17 protein-coding genes and 2 pseudogenes are annotated in these 17,177 nt (G+C 63.5%); 11 read left to right on the top strand and 8 right to left on the bottom strand.

Annotated elements, in window-relative coordinates; all coding sequences use genetic code 11:
- The first annotated feature begins 110 nt into the window (after positions 1 to 110).
- Both QTI24_RS28765 and QTI24_RS28760 read left to right on the top strand, forming a co-directional pair.
- A complete protein-coding gene (locus tag QTI24_RS28765) occupies positions 111 to 290 on the top strand; it encodes a hypothetical protein (protein WP_286605150.1) in 180 nt (59 codons plus the stop codon).
- Positions 291 to 573: 283 nt separating this feature from the next.
- Entirely contained in the window at positions 574 to 2,484 is a 1,911-nt protein-coding gene (locus tag QTI24_RS28760; RefSeq protein ID WP_286605148.1) for a putative Ig domain-containing protein, read from the top strand.
- Between the two features lie 330 nt (positions 2,485 to 2,814).
- Here QTI24_RS28760 and QTI24_RS28755 read toward each other — a convergent pair whose 3' ends face one another.
- The gene (locus QTI24_RS28755; RefSeq protein ID WP_286605147.1) at positions 2,815 to 4,884 is read right to left on the bottom strand and encodes a GAF domain-containing sensor histidine kinase; all 2,070 of its coding nucleotides are present in this window, start codon (positions 4,882 to 4,884) and stop codon (positions 2,815 to 2,817) included.
- On the opposite strand from QTI24_RS28755, the gene QTI24_RS28750 reads away from it, so the two are divergent.
- Positions 4,844 to 5,680, top strand: a complete 837-nt coding sequence (locus tag QTI24_RS28750) for a tripartite tricarboxylate transporter substrate-binding protein (protein ID WP_286605145.1) — start codon at positions 4,844 to 4,846, stop codon at positions 5,678 to 5,680. The genes QTI24_RS28755 and QTI24_RS28750 overlap by 41 nt on opposite strands.
- Before the next feature lie 545 nt (positions 5,681 to 6,225).
- On the opposite strand, the gene QTI24_RS28745 is transcribed toward QTI24_RS28750, so the two are convergent.
- A complete protein-coding gene (locus tag QTI24_RS28745; RefSeq protein WP_286605143.1) occupies positions 6,226 to 6,882 on the bottom strand; it encodes an FMN-binding negative transcriptional regulator in 657 nt (218 codons plus the stop codon).
- A 30-nt stretch (positions 6,883 to 6,912) separates the two neighbouring features.
- On the bottom strand, positions 6,913 to 7,560 hold the full coding sequence (locus QTI24_RS28740) for a LysE/ArgO family amino acid transporter (protein WP_286605141.1): 648 nt from the start codon (positions 7,558 to 7,560) through the stop codon (positions 6,913 to 6,915).
- Positions 7,561 to 7,633: 73 nt separating this feature from the next.
- Here QTI24_RS28740 and QTI24_RS28735 point away from each other — a divergent pair, with 73 nt between their 5' ends.
- The 3 genes from QTI24_RS28735 (at position 7,634) to QTI24_RS28725 (ending at position 10,230) form a co-directional block, all read left to right on the top strand.
- The gene (locus QTI24_RS28735) at positions 7,634 to 8,530 is read left to right on the top strand and encodes a LysR family transcriptional regulator ArgP (RefSeq protein ID WP_286605140.1); all 897 of its coding nucleotides are present in this window, start codon (positions 7,634 to 7,636) and stop codon (positions 8,528 to 8,530) included.
- A 686-nt stretch (positions 8,531 to 9,216) separates the two neighbouring features.
- Positions 9,217 to 9,396 (top strand): hypothetical protein, encoded by a 180-nt coding sequence (locus QTI24_RS28730; RefSeq protein WP_286605138.1) that lies wholly within the window; start codon positions 9,217 to 9,219, stop codon positions 9,394 to 9,396.
- Positions 9,397 to 9,510: 114 nt separating this feature from the next.
- On the top strand, positions 9,511 to 10,230 hold the full coding sequence (locus tag QTI24_RS28725; RefSeq protein ID WP_286605137.1) for a sugar transferase: 720 nt from the start codon (positions 9,511 to 9,513) through the stop codon (positions 10,228 to 10,230).
- A gap of 410 nt (positions 10,231 to 10,640) precedes the next feature.
- Here QTI24_RS28725 and QTI24_RS28720 read toward each other — a convergent pair.
- Together QTI24_RS28720 and QTI24_RS28715 are read right to left on the bottom strand one after the other, a co-directional pair.
- Positions 10,641 to 10,979, bottom strand: a pseudogene (locus tag QTI24_RS28720) (transposase); the annotation flags it as partial.
- Position 10,980: 1 nt separating this feature from the next.
- Positions 10,981 to 11,826 carry a PA4780 family RIO1-like protein kinase gene (locus QTI24_RS28715; protein WP_286605136.1) on the bottom strand — a complete coding sequence of 282 codons (846 nt, stop codon included), beginning with the start codon at positions 11,824 to 11,826 and terminating at the stop codon, positions 10,981 to 10,983.
- A gap of 349 nt (positions 11,827 to 12,175) precedes the next feature.
- On the opposite strand from QTI24_RS28715, the gene QTI24_RS28710 reads away from it, so the two are divergent.
- A complete protein-coding gene (locus QTI24_RS28710) occupies positions 12,176 to 13,207 on the top strand; it encodes an aldo/keto reductase (protein WP_286605135.1) in 1,032 nt (343 codons plus the stop codon).
- Positions 13,208 to 13,586: 379 nt separating this feature from the next.
- The gene (locus tag QTI24_RS28705) at positions 13,587 to 14,216 is read left to right on the top strand and encodes a DUF2652 domain-containing protein (protein ID WP_286605134.1); all 630 of its coding nucleotides are present in this window, start codon (positions 13,587 to 13,589) and stop codon (positions 14,214 to 14,216) included.
- 37 nt (positions 14,217 to 14,253) lie between these two features.
- Here the strand turns inward: QTI24_RS28705 and QTI24_RS31660 are convergent.
- Positions 14,254 to 14,400, bottom strand: a pseudogene (locus QTI24_RS31660) (IS66 family transposase); the annotation flags it as partial.
- Positions 14,401 to 15,051: 651 nt separating this feature from the next.
- Here QTI24_RS31660 and QTI24_RS28695 point away from each other — a divergent pair.
- Together QTI24_RS28695 and QTI24_RS28690 are read left to right on the top strand one after the other, a co-directional pair.
- Complete coding sequence (locus QTI24_RS28695; protein ID WP_286605132.1) at positions 15,052 to 15,546, top strand: H-NS family nucleoid-associated regulatory protein; 495 nt, start codon at positions 15,052 to 15,054, stop codon at positions 15,544 to 15,546.
- Between the two features lie 296 nt (positions 15,547 to 15,842).
- A complete protein-coding gene (locus QTI24_RS28690; protein ID WP_286605131.1) occupies positions 15,843 to 16,202 on the top strand; it encodes a hypothetical protein in 360 nt (119 codons plus the stop codon).
- Between the two features lie 113 nt (positions 16,203 to 16,315).
- Here QTI24_RS28690 and QTI24_RS28685 read toward each other — a convergent pair whose 3' ends face one another.
- Positions 16,316 to 16,639 carry a hypothetical protein gene (locus QTI24_RS28685; protein WP_286605129.1) on the bottom strand — a complete coding sequence of 108 codons (324 nt, stop codon included), beginning with the start codon at positions 16,637 to 16,639 and terminating at the stop codon, positions 16,316 to 16,318.
- 30 nt (positions 16,640 to 16,669) lie between these two features.
- Between QTI24_RS28685 and QTI24_RS28680 the strand changes: the two genes are divergently transcribed.
- Complete coding sequence (locus tag QTI24_RS28680) at positions 16,670 to 16,879, top strand: hypothetical protein (RefSeq protein WP_286605127.1); 210 nt, start codon at positions 16,670 to 16,672, stop codon at positions 16,877 to 16,879.
- Positions 16,880 to 16,961: 82 nt separating this feature from the next.
- Here QTI24_RS28680 and QTI24_RS28675 read toward each other — a convergent pair.
- The coding region (locus tag QTI24_RS28675; protein WP_286605126.1) for a hypothetical protein at positions 16,962 to 17,177 on the bottom strand (216 nt) is incomplete at its 5' end.

The raw sequence follows: 17,177 nt of genomic DNA, 5'->3' as shown, positions 1-17,177 counted from the left end.
CACAGAGCGGGCATTGGTGAGCGCCAATCTTCACCGCAACGAGGGAATCCATAGCTCCTCCCGCCCTCGCCGCCGCAAACAATCACCGACATATGCAACCGGTGCCTCGCATGAAGGAGATTCGTGTCCGCTGGCGACGCGGTCAGTTCGATCCTGAAGGCCGGGAAGTCACTGGCAGCCTGTGGCATCCCGACACGCCGATCAATCGTGAGATCGCGGAACGGATGGTGCGGGCGGGAGAGGAAGTCTACGGCGAAGGCTCTCACTGGATCGAGGAGCGCGTGGCATAAACCTTGGAGGGACGCCATGTCGTGGCCTTGTTCATGACGGCCTTTGCCAAAGCCAGGAGTTGTCGAAAAGCAAATCCAACGTGAAGGCTGCCACGTCGTGTCGGGCGATCTGTCCCGGACGGAGCCGTCGTTGGCGGCGCTCCGGGTTCGCCGCCCAGCGCGACGCGCCATGGGAGTGGACAGACGTTGGCACCGGACGCATACTGCCCGCCCTCGCGCGACGAAAGGGGTCGGCATGAAGACAACATCTTGGCCAGGCGCCCTGCGCCTCTTGGCATGGGTCTTGAGTATCCTGGTCACGTTCAGCGTGAGTTCATGCGGCGGTGGCGGTGGCGGAGGAGGCTTCTTCCCGGTCACGATCTTGCCCCCCGCAGGGTTGCACTACGAGCGCAATGCAGTCGTCTACGTGGTGGGCAGTCCGATCAAACCGAACGCCCCCAGCCACAGCGGCGGCGTGATTCTTCGCTATGCCGTTGATCCGGCATTGCCCGACGGGCTCCAGATTGACCCGAGGACCGGAATCATCAGCGGCACGCCGCGGGTGGTGGCCGCGCCGGCCCTCTACGCCGTCACCGGCAGCAACTTCGCGGGCTCGGTCACGACCGGCCTGCTGATCGCGGTCAAGGCCAGGGCAGAGCCCCCTGCGAATCTGAGTTTCGAGAACCAGAATGCCATCTACACCATCGGCCAGCCCATTCCGCCGAACCACCCCTCCGTGGAGGGAGGTGATGTCAGTAGCTTCACGGTGCAACCCGCGTTGCCCGACGGCCTGGTGATCGATCCCGCCACCGGCGTCATCTCCGGCACGCCCAGCCGAATCGCCGCACCGGCGAGCTTCACGGCGACCGCCAGCAACAGCGCCGGCTCGACCAGCACCGTGCTGCAGATCGAGGTCCGCGACCTGCCGGCCGTGGCGCCCACCTCGCTGAGCTACCAGGAACCAAGGGCCCTGTACACGACGGGCAGGCCCATCACGCCCAATCTGCCGCACAGCACCGGCGGCCCGATTGATACGTTCACCGTGACGCCGACGCTGCCCCTCGGACTGAGCATCGACGCCGCCACCGGCGTCATCTCCGGTACGCCGCAAGGCGCAAGCGCTGCCGCCGACTACACGGTGACAGGCAGCAATACGGCGGGATCGGTCTCCGCGAACGTGAACATCGCGGTGGTGCTCGCCGGCACGAGTGTTTCGATCGGCTCCCTGAGCGTCGCGCGCACCAACCACACAGCAACCCTGCTGACGGTTGGCAAGGTGCTCGTCGCCGGAGGGTACGACGACACCATCACCCTGGCATCGGCGGCGCTGTTCGAGCCTGCCACCGGCCTGTGGGCGGCAACCGGCTCGATGAGCGCAACTCGCTTCTTCCACACCGCGACCTTGCTGCCGAATGGCCGGGTACTGGTCGCGGGCGGGGAGGACCTCACCGGCGCATTCCGCGCCTCGGCCGAGCTCTACGACCCCGCCACCGGACTGTGGACGCCAACCAGCGCCATGAGCGTGGCGCGCAGCGGCCACACGGCGACGCTGTTGCCGAGTGGCAAGGTGCTGGTCGCGGGGGGAACCAACGGCGGCTTTCTCGCGACGGCGGAGTTGTACGACCCTGCCACCGGCCTGTGGACGGCCACCGGCAACATGAACACTGCTCGGAGCGTGTTCACCGCCACCCTGCTGACGGATGACCGGGTGCTGGTCGCGGGAGGAACGAACGGCAGCCCCCTCGCCGAGGCGGAGCTCTACGACGCCGTCTCCGGCCAGTGGACGCCGACCGCACCCTTGCTCGCCGCTCGCCTGACCCATACCGCCACCCTGCTGCCGGACGGAACGGTGCTGGTGGCCGGAGGAAACGGCGGCAACGCAGGCGGTGGCTCTCTCGCCACGGCGGAGCGCTACAACCCCACCTCCGGCGCCTGGACGGCCGCCGGCTCCATGAGCACCGGCCGCACCGGCGCCACCGCGACCCTGCAGCTTGATGGCCAGGTACTGGCCGCGGGGGGGTACAACAGCAGCGGCATCACGCAGACCTCGACGGAGCTCTACGACCCCACCAACGGCGTCTGGACGGCCTCGGGCGCCATGATCGCCGCACGCTATTTCCACACCGCGACCTTGTTGCCGAGTGGCAATGTGCTGCTCGTGGGGGGAGCCAACGACGTCAGCTCCCTGGCCACAGCGGAGTTGCATGTGCCGTAGGGCCGTTTGAGCGCGGTGACCCTTCGCACACGGGCCGCACCGTCCGTCGTCGACACCGATTGGCGGCAGGTATGCGGGCAAGACCGGTCGGCCGGAGGCTCATGCGCGACTGACCGGTCATGGCCGCGAGCACCAATTCACGGCCGTGCCTGACAGCTGACCTTCGGCGTGATCTCCCGGTTGGCCAACGACTGCTATGGCGAGTTTGGCGAACAGGCAGTCCCGGCCAACACCGGACCTTCGCTTTGGCCGTTCAACTGAGGCTCGGTGGACATCCCTTTCAGATTTGGTATGTGTCTGGTGGCCGCGTGAAGGTGGCGTACCAAACGCTTACGATGTAGCGGTTGGCAGCGTGAAACTGAGCATTGCGCCTCCTCCATCGCGATGCGCCGCCCATAGCGTGCCGCCGTGCGCCTCGATCAGCTTGCGGCAGATCGCCAAGCCGACGCCGAGGCCCTTGGACTTGGTCGAATAGAAGGACTCGAAGATCCGCTCCAGGTCGCCTTCCGCGATGCCGATGCCGCGATCGGCGACCTGCACCACGACCTCGTCGCGCTCGTTCAGGCTGAGATCGACCGTGATGTCGCGCTCGCCGCCCGGCGGCGCGGCCTCGATGGCTTCCATGGCGTTGCGAAGCAGGTTGAGGATGACCTGCTGCAAGTGGATCTCGTCGATCACCACCAGCGGCAGCGGCGGCTCCTCCCCCAACCCGATGTTGATGTCGCGCAACGCGCAGTCGGTCTTGACCATGCTCATGCACCCGTCCACCGCCCGTCCGATGTCGATCAGCTTCGGCTCCAGCTCATGCCGCTGAACCATGCTGCGCATGCGAGCCACGATGTCGCCCGCGCGCGTGGCCTGCCCGATCACCTTGTCGATGAGGCCGCACAGCCGGACGACGTCGGGCACCGCTTCCTTGGCACACCGCCGCGCGGCGAGCGCGTAGTTCTCGATCGCGCCGAGCGGCTGGTTGATTTCGTGCGCCAGCGCGACCGACATTTCGCCCGCCGTGTGGACCCGCACCAGATGCGCGAGCTGTTCGCGCCAGTGCGCGGCTTCGACCTCCGCCGCCATCTTCCGGCGCTCCGCCGCGTCGCGCGCATGCAGGTTGGCGAAGACCTCGGCCAGCAGGCTCACGCCGGGCGTCAGCACATCGGGCCATTCGTGTTCCAGCTCGATGCTAGCCAGGGTAAGCGCCCCTGCAATGCAGCCATCCACCGTGATGGGCACCGCGAGGAGGGACCGTACGCCAATCTGACGCAAGGTCGCGGCGTCTGCCTGCCCCTCTGCTGGAAGCTCCGAAAGGTGGGCGATTCGTACGACGCTACCACCGGCGAGCAGTGAGAAGACCCATGGCAGTTCGACCGCCTTCCCCTCCGCGGCCGGCCCTTCGAAACCGTCCGCGTACCACTGCTGCGTCAAACCGAAGGGGATGCCGACGCCACGGTGCCAGAGCGCCACCCGCTCGGCGCCGATGAACTCGCCGATCTGCCGAAGGCCGAGGGCGATCCCGTGGTTCTCTTCTCCAGGCCCCGTCAATACGAGGGACGCAAGAATGCTGCTCGCCAGCCGTTCGAAGCCGATTGCCAGGTCGAGTTCCTCTTGGGCGCGCTTGCGCCCCAGAGCGCTGCCGAAAATCTGCGCCAGCAAGCGCATGCGAGCAACCAGGTGGTTCGACCAACTGCGCTCGCTGCGAACACAGCCGAAGTTGAGAGTGCCATGCAATTGCCCCGCCACCACGATTGGCATCATGACGTGGGATTTCAGTCCGATCCGGCGCCAGGTCTCCTTGTCGACGCTTGCCTCCGGTGGCAAGTCATCCAGGCGGGAGAAGACGATGGACTCGTTGGCCATGGCCTTTGCTAGCGCCCACGGGTTCGTTTCGCGCGCCGACGGGAACCTAGGCACTGGGTCCACTCCCTCGATGGCGAAGGAGTGGGTCACTTCGGCCCGGCCAGTCAGAGGAAAAAGGCGATTCAAAGTCGATCTATCGATCCCCAGGGCAAAAACGACCTGCGCCAAGGCCTGGTCGATGGCCCGGTCAATATCCCGTGCAGCCAGCGAGATGAAAGCAACCGACAGTTCCGAGAGCAGGCGCTCAAAGCTTAGCTGTTCCTGCAGCGCTGCGTGCACGGGAAGCGAAGCCACGCCGACGGTCACGGAAAGTCGGGGTGGATAATTCGATGCAGCGTCGTCCATGACTTCTTCAAGAGGTGGTTGAATGAACCTGCTTCGAACAACTTGGTGGGCGTTTGCAGCATTCATGTGCGGCTGCATCGGCCCGTCTGCGCTCGCCCAGGCCCCTGACCCCGGCCCGGCTAAGATTCTGGTTGCTTTCGAAGGCGGCGCAGCCAGGGCGGTGGGTCTCCATTTCGCAGAGCGGACAAGCGAGTTGCTCAAGCGACCGGTGCTCCTCGAAGAAAAGCCTGGGGCCGGGGGTCGCATTGCGGCCATGGCGCTGAAGAATGCCGTACCTGACGGTGCAACCGTTGCGATGCTCCCTATCGCCATACCGGTCTTGGCGCCGATGACCTTTAAGGATGTCCAATACGACGCAGTGCATGACTTTGCCCCAATCTCGCAGGTCGCAAGCTATCGCTTCGCCTTTGCCGTTCCCGCCGATCACCCCGCGAAATCGTTTCCTGACTACGTCGCCTGGCTGCAGGCTCATCCGACGCAAGCGTTCTACGCGACGCCTGCGGCGGGAGGTCTCCCTCACTTCCTCGGCGTCCTGACCTCAAGGGCGGTCGGCATTGACATGACCATGGTCGCCTACAAGGGATTCGGGCCCATGTCGATCGACCTTGTCGGCGGCACCGTGCCCGCCGGAATCTCGGTGACATCGGACCTGATTGAACTGCACCGGGCTGGGCGGCTTCGTATTCTCGCGACATCGGGCGTGAGTCGGGAGCCTCAGCTACCCGACGTGGCGACTTTTGTTGAGCAAGGCTACCCTACGGTGCAGGCCAGCGGCTGGGTCGGCATCTTTGCACCCGCCAAAACCCCAAGGCTTGTCATCGATCAATGGTCGGCTGCGCTGATGGCGGCCCTTCGTTCGCCACAGACCCGGCAAAAACTCATCGAATTCGGTTTGGATCCGACCGGGACTACTCCGGAGGAGTTCGCGGCAATCGTCGCCGGCGACATCGCTCGCTGGGCACCCATCATCAAGGCATCGGGCTTTCGCGCTGACTAAGGGAACGTCCGTCCCCGACTCGCGAATTGTCGCCTTCCCACCCACGTATGGCCCATTGTGGCTGCCGAACAGTCTTTTGCGGGCATTCATACTTGTCGCAGCCTATAGGGCCTCACAACTAGTTCTGGGCCAAAAAGCACAGTAGCGTCGCCGGGCTGAGCCCACAGGCAATCAAGGTCTGCTTCGGAGCGCCCGCGTACAGCCGGTACGGGCCCGGAGTTCTACTCCGACTGATTGGATAGCTGCCATTCGATGGGCCTTGATCGCAGACGCGGGGTCCAGCTTGATCGACGGCAACGGCTATGTCTGCACCCCCTTGAAACCGGCCGTCGATGCTGAAATCTCCATGGCATCGGGATGACAGGAATCCGGTTAACAGCGTGAGGTCGCTATGCGGCAGGGAAGGTCCGCACTGCACACCTGCAGTACGACGTCGGCTGCCGTAAGGCAGGGTAGGGCCCGAAGCGGCTGTACGCCCAAGCTCGGAAGCAGCCATTCGATGCCCTCGCCGAGCGCCGTTTCCGGCGTGCGCGTCGAAGGCGCGCTCAATGTTCACTGGGTGGCTCGGCGTCTATGGCCTTCATCACAAGATTTGCCATCACTCGTTCTTCCTCGCGCGGGCTCTGCTGCAAGGCTGCTACTGTGCCGCGCCTATCTTGCATGGCTTCGTCTTGGCTGGCCTTGAGTTTTCCTTCAAGTCTCTCAATCGGAATCTCAATTCCCACGATAGCGCCAAGCAGCTTGTCGACGTATGAAGCGGGGGCGTCGGAGAGCCGCCACGGCGCCTGCTGCCCAACCTCATGAGCGTCGGTGAGCCGGTTCAACATATCCAGTAGCCAACTGCGTTCCTCGACAGCGCGCGCAACACCGTGCGCATGAGCGACCGCATAGTTCCACGTGGGCACGACCATTCCATGCTCTTTTTTGCCCGGATACCACCGCGGCGTGATGTATGCCTGCGGTCTTTGGAACATCACGAGCGAAGAGGCATCGCTGCGCAGTTCGCGCCACACGCCGTTGGCTCGAGAGACGTGGCCAATCAGGGTGCCGAACGCCCCTCTGCTTCTGTCTAGCAAGAAGGGAACATGGTTGGCGACCAGGGCGCCGCGGGCCTGGCAAACCCATGCTCCAAGGGGATGTGACTCCATAAGCGCGAAGACGGCTTCTCGATTTGTCAGTTGGTGATGCTTAGAAACGTACATGTCATTCCACAGAAGCGTTGACCTCTGAGCTCAGAAGCCCGCGAAGACTCGACTTGCCAAAAGCGCCGCCAACACCATCATGGTCAGGCCAATCAAACCGTCCAACATCTGCCATGCTCGCGGCCGAGCGAACCAGGGTGCGAGCCAGCGCGCGCCATAGCCCAGAAGTCCAAACCAGAGCATGCTGGCCGTGCTCGCGCCGGCGACGAACCATCCACGTAGTGCCCCGGGCTGCTGCGCGCCGATGCTACCCAACAAGAGCACGGTGTCCAGGTAGACATGCGGATTGAGGAGAGTGAAGGCAGCGGCCTGCGCCACGGCCGCACCCCGGCCAAGGGCCGTATTCCCTTCCGCCGCCCGCAGTCGATGCGGATGGCGTGCGCGGCGCAGCGCCTGCACTCCATAAACTGCCAAGAAAACAGAGCCGACCAGTGCAAGCGCTCGTGCCAGCCCGGGACGGTCACCCAAGGCCTGCGCCATGCCCAAGACACCCGCAGCAATAAGCGCCCCGTCTGCTACCGCGCAGAACAACACAATGGTTCCAACATGCTCGCGGCGCAGCCCCTGCCGCAGGACGAAGGCATTCTGAGCGCCGATGGCAACGATGAGCCCCAGGCTGAGGGCTACACCCTGGATGAATACGGGAAAGGCCAGCGAAGCGGGGTCTGAATTCAGCATGGGTGAAGCTTGCCCGCATGAATAAATGAAGACAAACTATCTTTCCTAAAGCTGCTTTAGCGAAACTTACTTTATGTTGGACTATTCGGCGTTGTCCGCACTCTCCGCAGTCGTGCGAGAAGGAAGCTTCGAGCGCGCAGCCCGCGCCCTGAACGTGACGCCCTCGGCCATCTCACAGCGCATTCGACTATTGGAGGACCGTATCGGTTGCGCGCTGGTCGTGCGTGAGCAGCCGTGCCGCGCTACCGAAATCGGCCGCCGCCTATGCCAGCATGTGGACCGGGTTCGTCTGCTGGAACAAGACCTCGAAGGAGCCGTTCCAGCGCTGGCGCCGGAGGGGATTGCACGCGTGCCATTACCCGTCGCGGTCAACGCCGACAGTCTGGCAACATGGTTTGCTCCAGCCGTTGCCGCATTCGCGTCAGCAGCGCCGGTGCTCATGGAGATAGCCGTGGATGACCAAGACCACACGGCAGGATGGCTGCGCAGTGGCGCGGTGCTGGCCGCCGTAACCGGCAGCAGCCGTGCCCCAGCCGGATGCAACAGCCGACCATTGGGTTCGATGCGCTATTTGCCTGCTGCCAGTCCGGAATTCATGGCCCGTCATTTTGCTGACGGCGTCGGAGCGGGCAGTCTGGGTCGCGCGCCCAGCCTGGTGTTCAACGCAAAGGATGAGTTGCAAGCCCAGTGGGCGCAGCGCCTATGCCATCGGCACGTCGAGCTACCCCGTCACATCCTCCCCTCGACCCAGGCGTTTGTGACGGCAACTTTGGCCGGTATGGGATGGGGGCTGCACCCGCAGGCGTTGATTGCGCCGCACTTGAAAGACGGGTCGCTTGTCGAACTGGTACGGAAAACGCCTCTGGACGTCCCTCTGCACTGGCAGCATGCCCGTGCGGCCTCAGCGCTTCTTGATGGCTTGACCAAGCAACTTGTCGCAGCCGCCCGGCGAGCTCTCTTGCCGACCTGAGCCAGGGGCATATTTGCTTTCGCACCGTCGCACTGCCTTGAGTGCAGAACGTCCGCTATGTGGCGACTTGCCCCGCTTCACCGAATGTCGGGTCATGGCCTGGGACTGCCTGTTCGCCAAACTCGCCAATAGCAGCCCTTGGCCAACAGCGCGAACATGCGAAGGTCAGCTTCCAAGCGCGGCCGCGAACTGGTACTCGCGGCCGTGACCCGACATTCATCGATGGGGCCCAAATTTGCTCGTAAGCCGACGTTCGCGTCGTTTACAAGAATCTGGGTGCGGGTTGAACTGTTTCTCGTCGCCCGGGCGCAGGACCCGCGGCAGTTTCCAGCCGCGGCGCGGCTCATGCTCATGACATGCCCGGACGGCGCGGTCGGCGGAGCAGTTGGGCTTTCTGCGTTCGGCACACGGGGCACTTGGAACGCCTGCCCCGCGACCGAAGCGCGGTGCGCAGCAGTTCCAACTCTCAGCCGCCGTGGGTTGACCGGCAAGGGTTTGAGGGGCGCGGCGCCGTGGTCGACGGGTTGGCTGCATGAACGGTGTCTTGGCTTGTGAGAGATAGGTCCCGCGCTACGCTTCGACCAGCCCTTTTGAAGGCTTTCCGGCGAGGCATACCGGCTTCGTCCTACGACTTTAGGCCTCACTTGGCGGCGAAATGTGCTTTATTCACATTTCGAGGACACAGCATGGCGCGCGTTCGGAACGAGGACGATGAGGACTTCTGGGGCCGGCCAAGCGTCGAACAACGGCTCGAGCTGCAACGCGCGCAGCGCAGGTCACGGGAGGCCGAAGGCTGGCGCCGCAATTTCGTGGGCATGTTGATCTTCTGCGCGCTCGTGCTGGGCGCGTTGGCATTGTGGCGCTGAGATGGCGCGGCAGACGATGAACTCGCCGGCTTGGCATGTCCCGCAGAAGTCCTACGCCCTGTCGACTCCGCAGGACGGGGATCCTTCCGCTGCACACACGATGGTGTGAAGTTGATGCGCCTCGATGATTTCAACGGCATCCTCGTGGGCGGCAGGCGCTACCGGCCCGGCGTGCCGCGGCGCGCCATCGGCGAATCGTTCGATCCCTTGTGCCTCGGGCCGGGACAGCGTGCAGCAAAACGTGCGGTCGACATCATGGGCGCGCTGATGTTCTTCGTCCTGTTTGGCCCGCTGTACCTGTTGGTGGCCCTCGCCGTGCGTATGGAAGGCAGGGGCGCGGTCCATTTCTGGCAGACCCGGCTAGGACAGGATGGGCGGGCGTTCCGGTTTTACAAGTTCCGCTCGATGGTGGAAGACGGCGATGCGCTGCTCGAGCGACATCTGGCACACGATGCGGCCGCGCGCGCACAGTGGCAAAAGTATCAGAAGCTCGACAACGATCCGCGCATCACGCGCGTGGGTCGGCTGATCCGCAAACTCAGCTTGGACGAACTGCCGCAGTTCTTCAACGTGTTAAAGGGCGAGATGAGCCTGGTCGGTCCCCGCCCCTGTATGGTCCGCCAACGCAGTCTGTATGGCGCCCGCTGGGTGCACTATTGCCGCATGCGTCCCGGCATTACAGGGTTGTGGCAGGTGAGTGGCCGAAACCGCCTACCCTATGAGGAGCGGGTTGCACTCGACGCCCGCTATGCGGCCGAGTGGTCTCTCTGGCTGGACGCCAAGATACTTGCGCGCACGGTATGGGTGGTCTTGAGCGGTGACGGATCCTCGTGATGACTGCGTCCGTCGCCAAAAGTCGCAACTCGAGGAACCTGGCTCGGGCGCGGCTCTGATAGCTGCCGTTTACCAGCGGAATGCGATTGGCGGCAACGGGTTCAGAGTTCCATTCCGGCTTGTATGGACCCTGCGCCTTTTGCAAGGCACTTTTCAGTGACGTCAAACGGTCTGCATGCATGTATACGGCTTGCTGGTGGGCGCGTCGAAACATGCCCGCATCCTCGATGAGATCCGCACGCCCTGTCCTCAGTAGATTGACGGCTTGACGACCCGGAGGGCAGCCGGCACGGAATGCAGGCTTGTGGGCGTTGGTCCAACCAGTTCTTTCATCACTTCCTAAAGCAACGAAAACCAGTGCTGGGTGTGATTTCCCTCCCTGAATGATGAAGTACTTGCCGTCGACCAGTTCAGCGCGTTACGGCGCTTGGGCGATAAGGCGTGTCGCTGCTCAAGAGTGCCTGGATCACCCGCGTATTCTTGTTGGCGAGCGCCACGGCCGCGCGGTTGCAGCCGCGTCGCGCAACCATTTCCTGCAGCCATCGACTCTGCACGTCGGTCTTGCCGACCGCATAGCGCAACACCGCCCGAGCGCCGTGGATCAACAGGGTTCGAAGGTACTTGTCGCCTCGCTTGCTGATGCCCCTGAGCTGTGACTTGCCACCCGACGAATGCTGCCTCGGAACCAACCCCACCCAGGCCGACAAATGTCGGCCGTTCTTGAACTCCTTGCCGGCGCGCTGAGCTGCATCAACGCGTCGCCATACGAACAAGCCGGGCCGCCTCTTCGGCGCGCGCGTCGTCAACCTCGCGCAGCACGCCGCGCACGTCCACCGGCCCACTCGGACCCGCGAAGCTGCCGGTCAGCGCCGAGCCAGCGTGCAGCTCGCCGCGCTCGTAGAGGTTCCATATTTCCTCGCCGTACCTGGTGGAAAGCAACTCGGGCGCGACCTGCCCGAAGAAGTCCGCGAGGTTCGCCACATCCCGCAGCAGCATCCGCCTGGCATGGTTGTTGCCTGCGGCATCGACCGCCTGCGGCAAGTCAATGATCACAGGGCCGTCGGTGGCGAGCAATACGTTGAACTCAGACAGGTCGCCGTGTACCACACCGGCGCACAGCATGCGAACAACTTCCACCAACAGTGTTGCGTGGTGCAGCCGCGCGTCCTCTGGCGTGAACACAACGTCGTTGAGGCGCGGTGCGGCATCGCCCTGCGCGTCGGTGACCAACTCCATCAGCAGCACGCCGTCGCAGAAGTTGTGGGGCACCGGCACGCGCACGCCGGCCGCGGCCAAGCGGTAGAGCGCGTCGACCTCGGCACTTTGCCAGGCCGCTTCGGTGGCCTGCCGGCCGAACTTGGTGCCCTTGGCCATCGCGCGCTGAAGACGCGTGTTCTTGACTTTGCGGTTTTCGGTGTAGTCGACGGCTTGTCGGAAACTGCGCTGGGTGGCTTCCTTGTAGATCTTGGCGCAGCGCGTCTCGTCCCCGCAGCGCACCACGTAGACCATCGCTTCCTTGCCGCTCATGAGCTGGCGAACCACGCTGTCGATCAGTCCTTCGTCGATGAGTGCCTGTAGTCGAGGGGGTGCTTTCATGGCGCATTCTGCCTGTCTGCCAGTTGGCCTCGCGAAGGGGGGCCGATGCGAACTGCAGCGGCAAGCGCAAGAAGATGCAGATCGTCCGGAAGAAGGGACATTCCAGCCGACCCGCTCGGGCGCTGGACCGAATCGAAGCTGCTCTTCAAGGTGTGACCAGCTGCTAGGGGATTGCGCCAGGGGAGGGCAGTAGCGCCCGATGCTACAGGTGGACGATAAAGCGTCGTCATAGCGCCCATTCGGGTCCAGGGGCGAGTGTTTCTTGGTCGCCAGACGCCTCCACGCAAATGGAGCGCGCGCGCTATGCTTTGCGCGGGATTTCCACTCGCAATCCAACGAGGAGAAATGCATGAAGTCAAACCGCTTCACGACCCGCAATGGGACGGAACTTGTCTTCTCGGCCCTCGGATTGGGTACGGCACCCATGGGCGACCTGTACGAATTGCTCGATGAGAAAAACTGCATCGTCACCGTCGAACAGGCGTACGCCAGTGGAGTGCGCGTGTTCGACACCTCGCCGCACTACGGCAACGGGCTGGCCGAAGCGCGCGTGGGTGCAGGCCTGCGCCACCTGCCACGCAAGGATGTGATCGTATCGACCAAGATCGGCCGGGTCATGGACGTCTTTGCCAAGCCGCCGCCGAAGAACCCCGATGTTTTCTCGCCGGGCTTTGCTGGCGGCCATCCGCATGCGCCGCGCTTTGACTATTCCTACGACGGCACGATGCGCTCGGTCGAACAGTCCTTGCTGCGCACCGGGCTGGACCGCCTGGACATCCTGTTGATCCACGACTGCGACGTGTGGACGCACGGCCCGATCGATGCGCCCGTGCGCTTCAAGGAGGCGATGGAGGGCGCCTACAAGGCGCTCGACAGGCTGCGCAGCGAGAAGACCGTGGCCGCCATCGGATTCGGCATCAACGAATCCGACGTTTCGGTGAAGTTCGCGCGGGCCGGCGACTTCGACGTGGCGATACTGGCTGGCCGTTACTCGCTGCTGATCCAGAACGGGTTGGACGAATTCTTGCCGCTGGCTCTCGAAAAGCACATCGGCGTCATGCTGGCCGGTGTATTCAATTCCGGCATCCTCGCAACCGGCGCCGTGCCCGGGGCCAAGTTCGACTACGGGCCTGCGCCCGAAGACATCATGGACCGCGTGCGCAAGATCGAAGCGATCTGCGCCACGCATGCCACGCCGCTGCGCCGCGCCGCGTTGCAGTTTGCGATGGCGCATCCTGCGGTCGTGACCGTGCTGCTGGGCGGTGTGACGCCACAGGAGGTGCTGGCCAACTCCGCCGATGCCGACCATGCCGTGCCGGCGGCGCTGTGGTGCGCCCTCCAGTCCGCCGGCCTGCTGAATCCGGCCGCGCCGGTCGGCTGAGCTCATCAAGGTCGACAAGACGATGCGCGCTTCCTGATTCTTTCTGGCGCCAGCACCATGAAATCCATTGTTTTGGGGTCGGCAGGGTTCGCAATTTGTGGGACAGGCGCTGGCAGTTCATCTCGACGTGAAGGCCCTCATGCGAGACCGTTGGGCGATCGAAGCACGCCCGCGACTCAAGGTCGTGACCCTAGCACCATGGACATCTATTCGCCGAACTGATAGATCTGCACTCCGACTCAGGCACCTTGGCGCTCGAGGTGTTGTCGCTCGGCTCGCTTATCGCAAGACGGGGCTACCTTCGGGGTCTTGTTGTTGCTGTGACTGACCTGCGTGGGCGCGTGGTTGAATGTGATGAGGCAAATCCTTGGAGCGAGCAGTGGCGTCAACAGATCCCGACAACATACTCTTCTTCATCCCGGACATCAGCGGTTTCACGAAGTTCGTGACCGAGACCGAGGTGAGCCATAGTCAGCACATCATCCAGGAGTTGCTGGAGTTGATCGTGGACGCCAACCAACTCGGGCTGGAGGTTGCCGAGTTTGAGGGCGATGCGGTGCTGTTTGTTCGTCCCGGCGCGCCGCCGTCGCTGGACGAGCTTCTGGCGCAGGCACGGAAGATGTTCGTGGACTTCCATTCGCATATCAAGCGGATCGAGATCCTGCGCACCTGCGCCTGCGGCGCCTGCTCCAACGTCCATTGCCTGTCGCTCAAGTTCGTCGCGCATTTCGGGCCGGCCAGGACCATGCAGGTCAAGGGACATTCGAAATTCATTGGCAAGAGCATCATCGTCGCGCACCGGCTGTTGAAGAATCAGGTGCCCGAGTCCGAGTACCTGCTGGTGAGCGAGGAGACGCTGAACCAGCTGGCCGACGGCACTGCGACGGCCTCGTCGTTCGAGTGCGGCAACTGCAGCTACGACGAAATCGGAGAGGTCGCGTATCGACACCATTCGATGGCGCCGTACCTGGCCGAGGCGAATGCTACGGTCACCGGATCCCTCACATGAAAAGCGCTTCACCACGCGCATGATCGGGAGTGGGCTCGGCCTGCACCAGCGGTTGGAACTGCGCGCCGCATTCGCCCACCCACTGCGCGAGCGTTGAACGGGCGATCAAGTGGCCAGCGCGCTTGAAGAAAGCTTCCTGGCGGTACAGCGGCACGTGGTCCAGGAACTTGGCTACCAGCACCTGGGGCCAGAACGAACCGCCCAAGCTGTCGCGGATCTTCGTTGCATAAGATCGACTGGCAAGTTCGGGATCCTCGGGGCCGGTCGGCAGCGCCAGAACCGGCGCTGTCTCCGGACGGACGCCCCTTCCCGTGCCGGTGACAGTCATGAGGTTCGTGCCGACGGGTCAAAAGCAGGCCCGCACAAGGCGGGCCTGAAGGGGTTGGTCCTTGATGCCCACCCAGGGAGAAAGCATACCTTCAGACTACTCGCTTCATAGCCACTCACAAGTCCGCCAAAGGTTCGCGCGGGCGGAACTATTTCACGAATTGGTTGCGGTCTCGCAGACCAGGTGTCGTGAGCTTATCCACGAGGCCCGTGGACAGATCTGTGGACAAGAGCGCGCGAAGCTTGGGGAAGCCACTCCAGAGTGGCCTCGCGACGCGATGCCTCCAAAACAGGCACCGCCGTTCGTTTCTCGGGGGATGGCAGACCGGTTCTCCGTTCGCGGAGTCGAGTGGGCAAGGCCAACTGCAATTCGGACAGAACCAATGCTTGCCGCCCCTCCCCCGACTCGTCCATTGGAGACCTGACCAGGACCTGACCAGGACCTGACCCTCTTTGTAGGGCGACGGTATTAAGCTATTCCTCTCGAATCTCACTAACAGGAATTTCCATGACTCAGACCTACGCCCAGATTCAAAAGCAGATCGCACAGCTTCAGAAGACTGCTGATGCACTTCGCGAGAAGGAGGTGTCGGGCGTTGTTTCGCGAATCAAGGGGGCGATCGTCCACTACGGCCTGACTGCGCAGCAGCTCGGTTTCGGTCGTACCGCGCCGAAAGCCGGGGCGCCGATCGGAAAGGCGAGTGACAAGAGACCTCGCGCCGCGAAGTACAGCGATGGCAATGGCAACGCCTGGGGCGGAATGGGCAAGCGTCCACAGTGGCTGCGAGACGCCCTGGATTCCGGGCGGACCTTGGAGGAACTCCGAATCGGCACGGTCGTGGCGGCGGTTGCGAAACAACCGGGGAAGCAGAAGAAGCGACGGCCCTCCACGCTGCTCTACCGGGATGGAGCCGGAAACTCGTGGACTGGCCGTGGACCCCAGCCTCGCTGGATGAAGGAGGCGATCGCAGGCGGAAAGACTCTCGAGGATCTGAGAGGCTGAGAGGCGAAAGCGGCTGGACCTGCGATAGCGCGATCGCCGGAGGGGAGGGGGCCCGGGTCGGCTGTGCTCGCTGCGCCAAGTTGGGCGATAAGGACTCCTTATCCGTCCTGATTCATGCGTAGCCGGGGTCGCTGGGGGGACGACCGCATTTGAGCTCAACCCGAGCGCGCCTGTTGTAGCGATGCCTGAAGCTCCGCAGGTGCTGACCGAATTGCATCAATGTCAAGCCGCAAATGGGTGATGAGGCAATTTCGGCTGGACCTCAAACTGGCTCGCCACCACCTTGAGGAGTCAGCATGACGCATCGATCAGCACTCGTCGCTATGGGACTCTCGGTTGCTGCAGGTCAGGCCTTGAGTCAGGATGTGCCGCTGACTGAGCAGGACATCTTGACTCAGATCGTCGGCAAGACGATCGAATGGAAGATGTTCGACGGAAAGATTGTCAACGTCGCACTCACACCGACCGGTAAGGCCACGGTTTCAGGCGCGTACAACGACGTGGGCAAATGGCGTATGGATGGGCCAGGAGGCTACTGCACCACGTGGAACAAGGCCCCCATGAATGAGTCCTGCGTGAAGGTCGTCAGGCGCGAGGGGGTCCTGGTCTCCCTCAGAGAGGGCGCAGTGCGGGCGACCGTGGTGAGCGCGAAGTAGCGTTCACTGCGCGTTGGGCGCTGCGGTTGCATTCCGACCGGCATGCGGCCGGGGGTCGGGGCAATCGAAAAAAATCCCCTCCCGCGTCAGGCTCAGGCACAGGGTCTCTGCGCTCAGCGAATGTGAATCAGGGTCGCGCCGTCGCGACTGGTGCACTGCCAAACCTTCCGATCCGGTTCAGGCGTGACGGTTGGGATCAGGGTGAAGCTGGCGTTCGACCCGCTGGCCGTGGGCACGTAGCTCATGTCGATCTTGATGTCGCCCCGCTGGGTGCCCACGACCCGGCAGTCGTTCTCCGCCACGTAGCCTTTCCAGGCGCGGCGGTTCTCCATTCCCTGCACGATCGCCCAGGCGCATGCGATGACGGTGATCAGCACGAACACGCCAGCAATGACGAAAGGTCCGTAGCGGTCGAATCGGGAATCGGGCGTGCCCATGCGCCGGGATGGTAGCGGGGATTGCAAAGGATGGCTTATTCACCCCGCATGACGCGCACGTTCCCGTCGGGCGGTGCGGACACCTGCACCGGCAAGGCGCCCATGACGAAAACCTTTACCGCTGAAGATCGAATCCGCAGCGCCGCCCGTGGCGCTTCTGCGATCTATCACCATCTGTCCAGCGACCCGGCCTGTGCCGGCCCCTGGGGCTTCGATCGCGGGCGCTTCGACGCTCGATGAGAAGCGCAATCAGTCAGGGTGCAACGGACGCAACGGGACGTGTCCGAGTGGGGTATTCACATCGAAAGGTAAGCGAACATGCTTAGAGGACCGGCGGCCGCGATTGACCCTGACAATTGACGCGATGAATAAACTGGTGCCTCGCGCTCTGCTTGCCCTGTCCCTTGGCTTGGTCCTTTCCTGCGGTGGCGGGGGCGGCGGAAACGGTGGCGCGGCATTCGTTGGAACAAGCGACCCCGTCGTTGTCCAGAGTTCGGACACGAGCTCGCCGATCGAGTTCGGCTTCAAGGACGTCGAT

Source organism: Variovorax sp. J22P240, from assembly GCF_030316855.1.
In the GTDB taxonomy this organism is placed as follows: domain Bacteria; phylum Pseudomonadota; class Gammaproteobacteria; order Burkholderiales; family Burkholderiaceae_C; genus Variovorax.
This window is presented reverse-complemented; position numbering and strand designations above follow the sequence as displayed.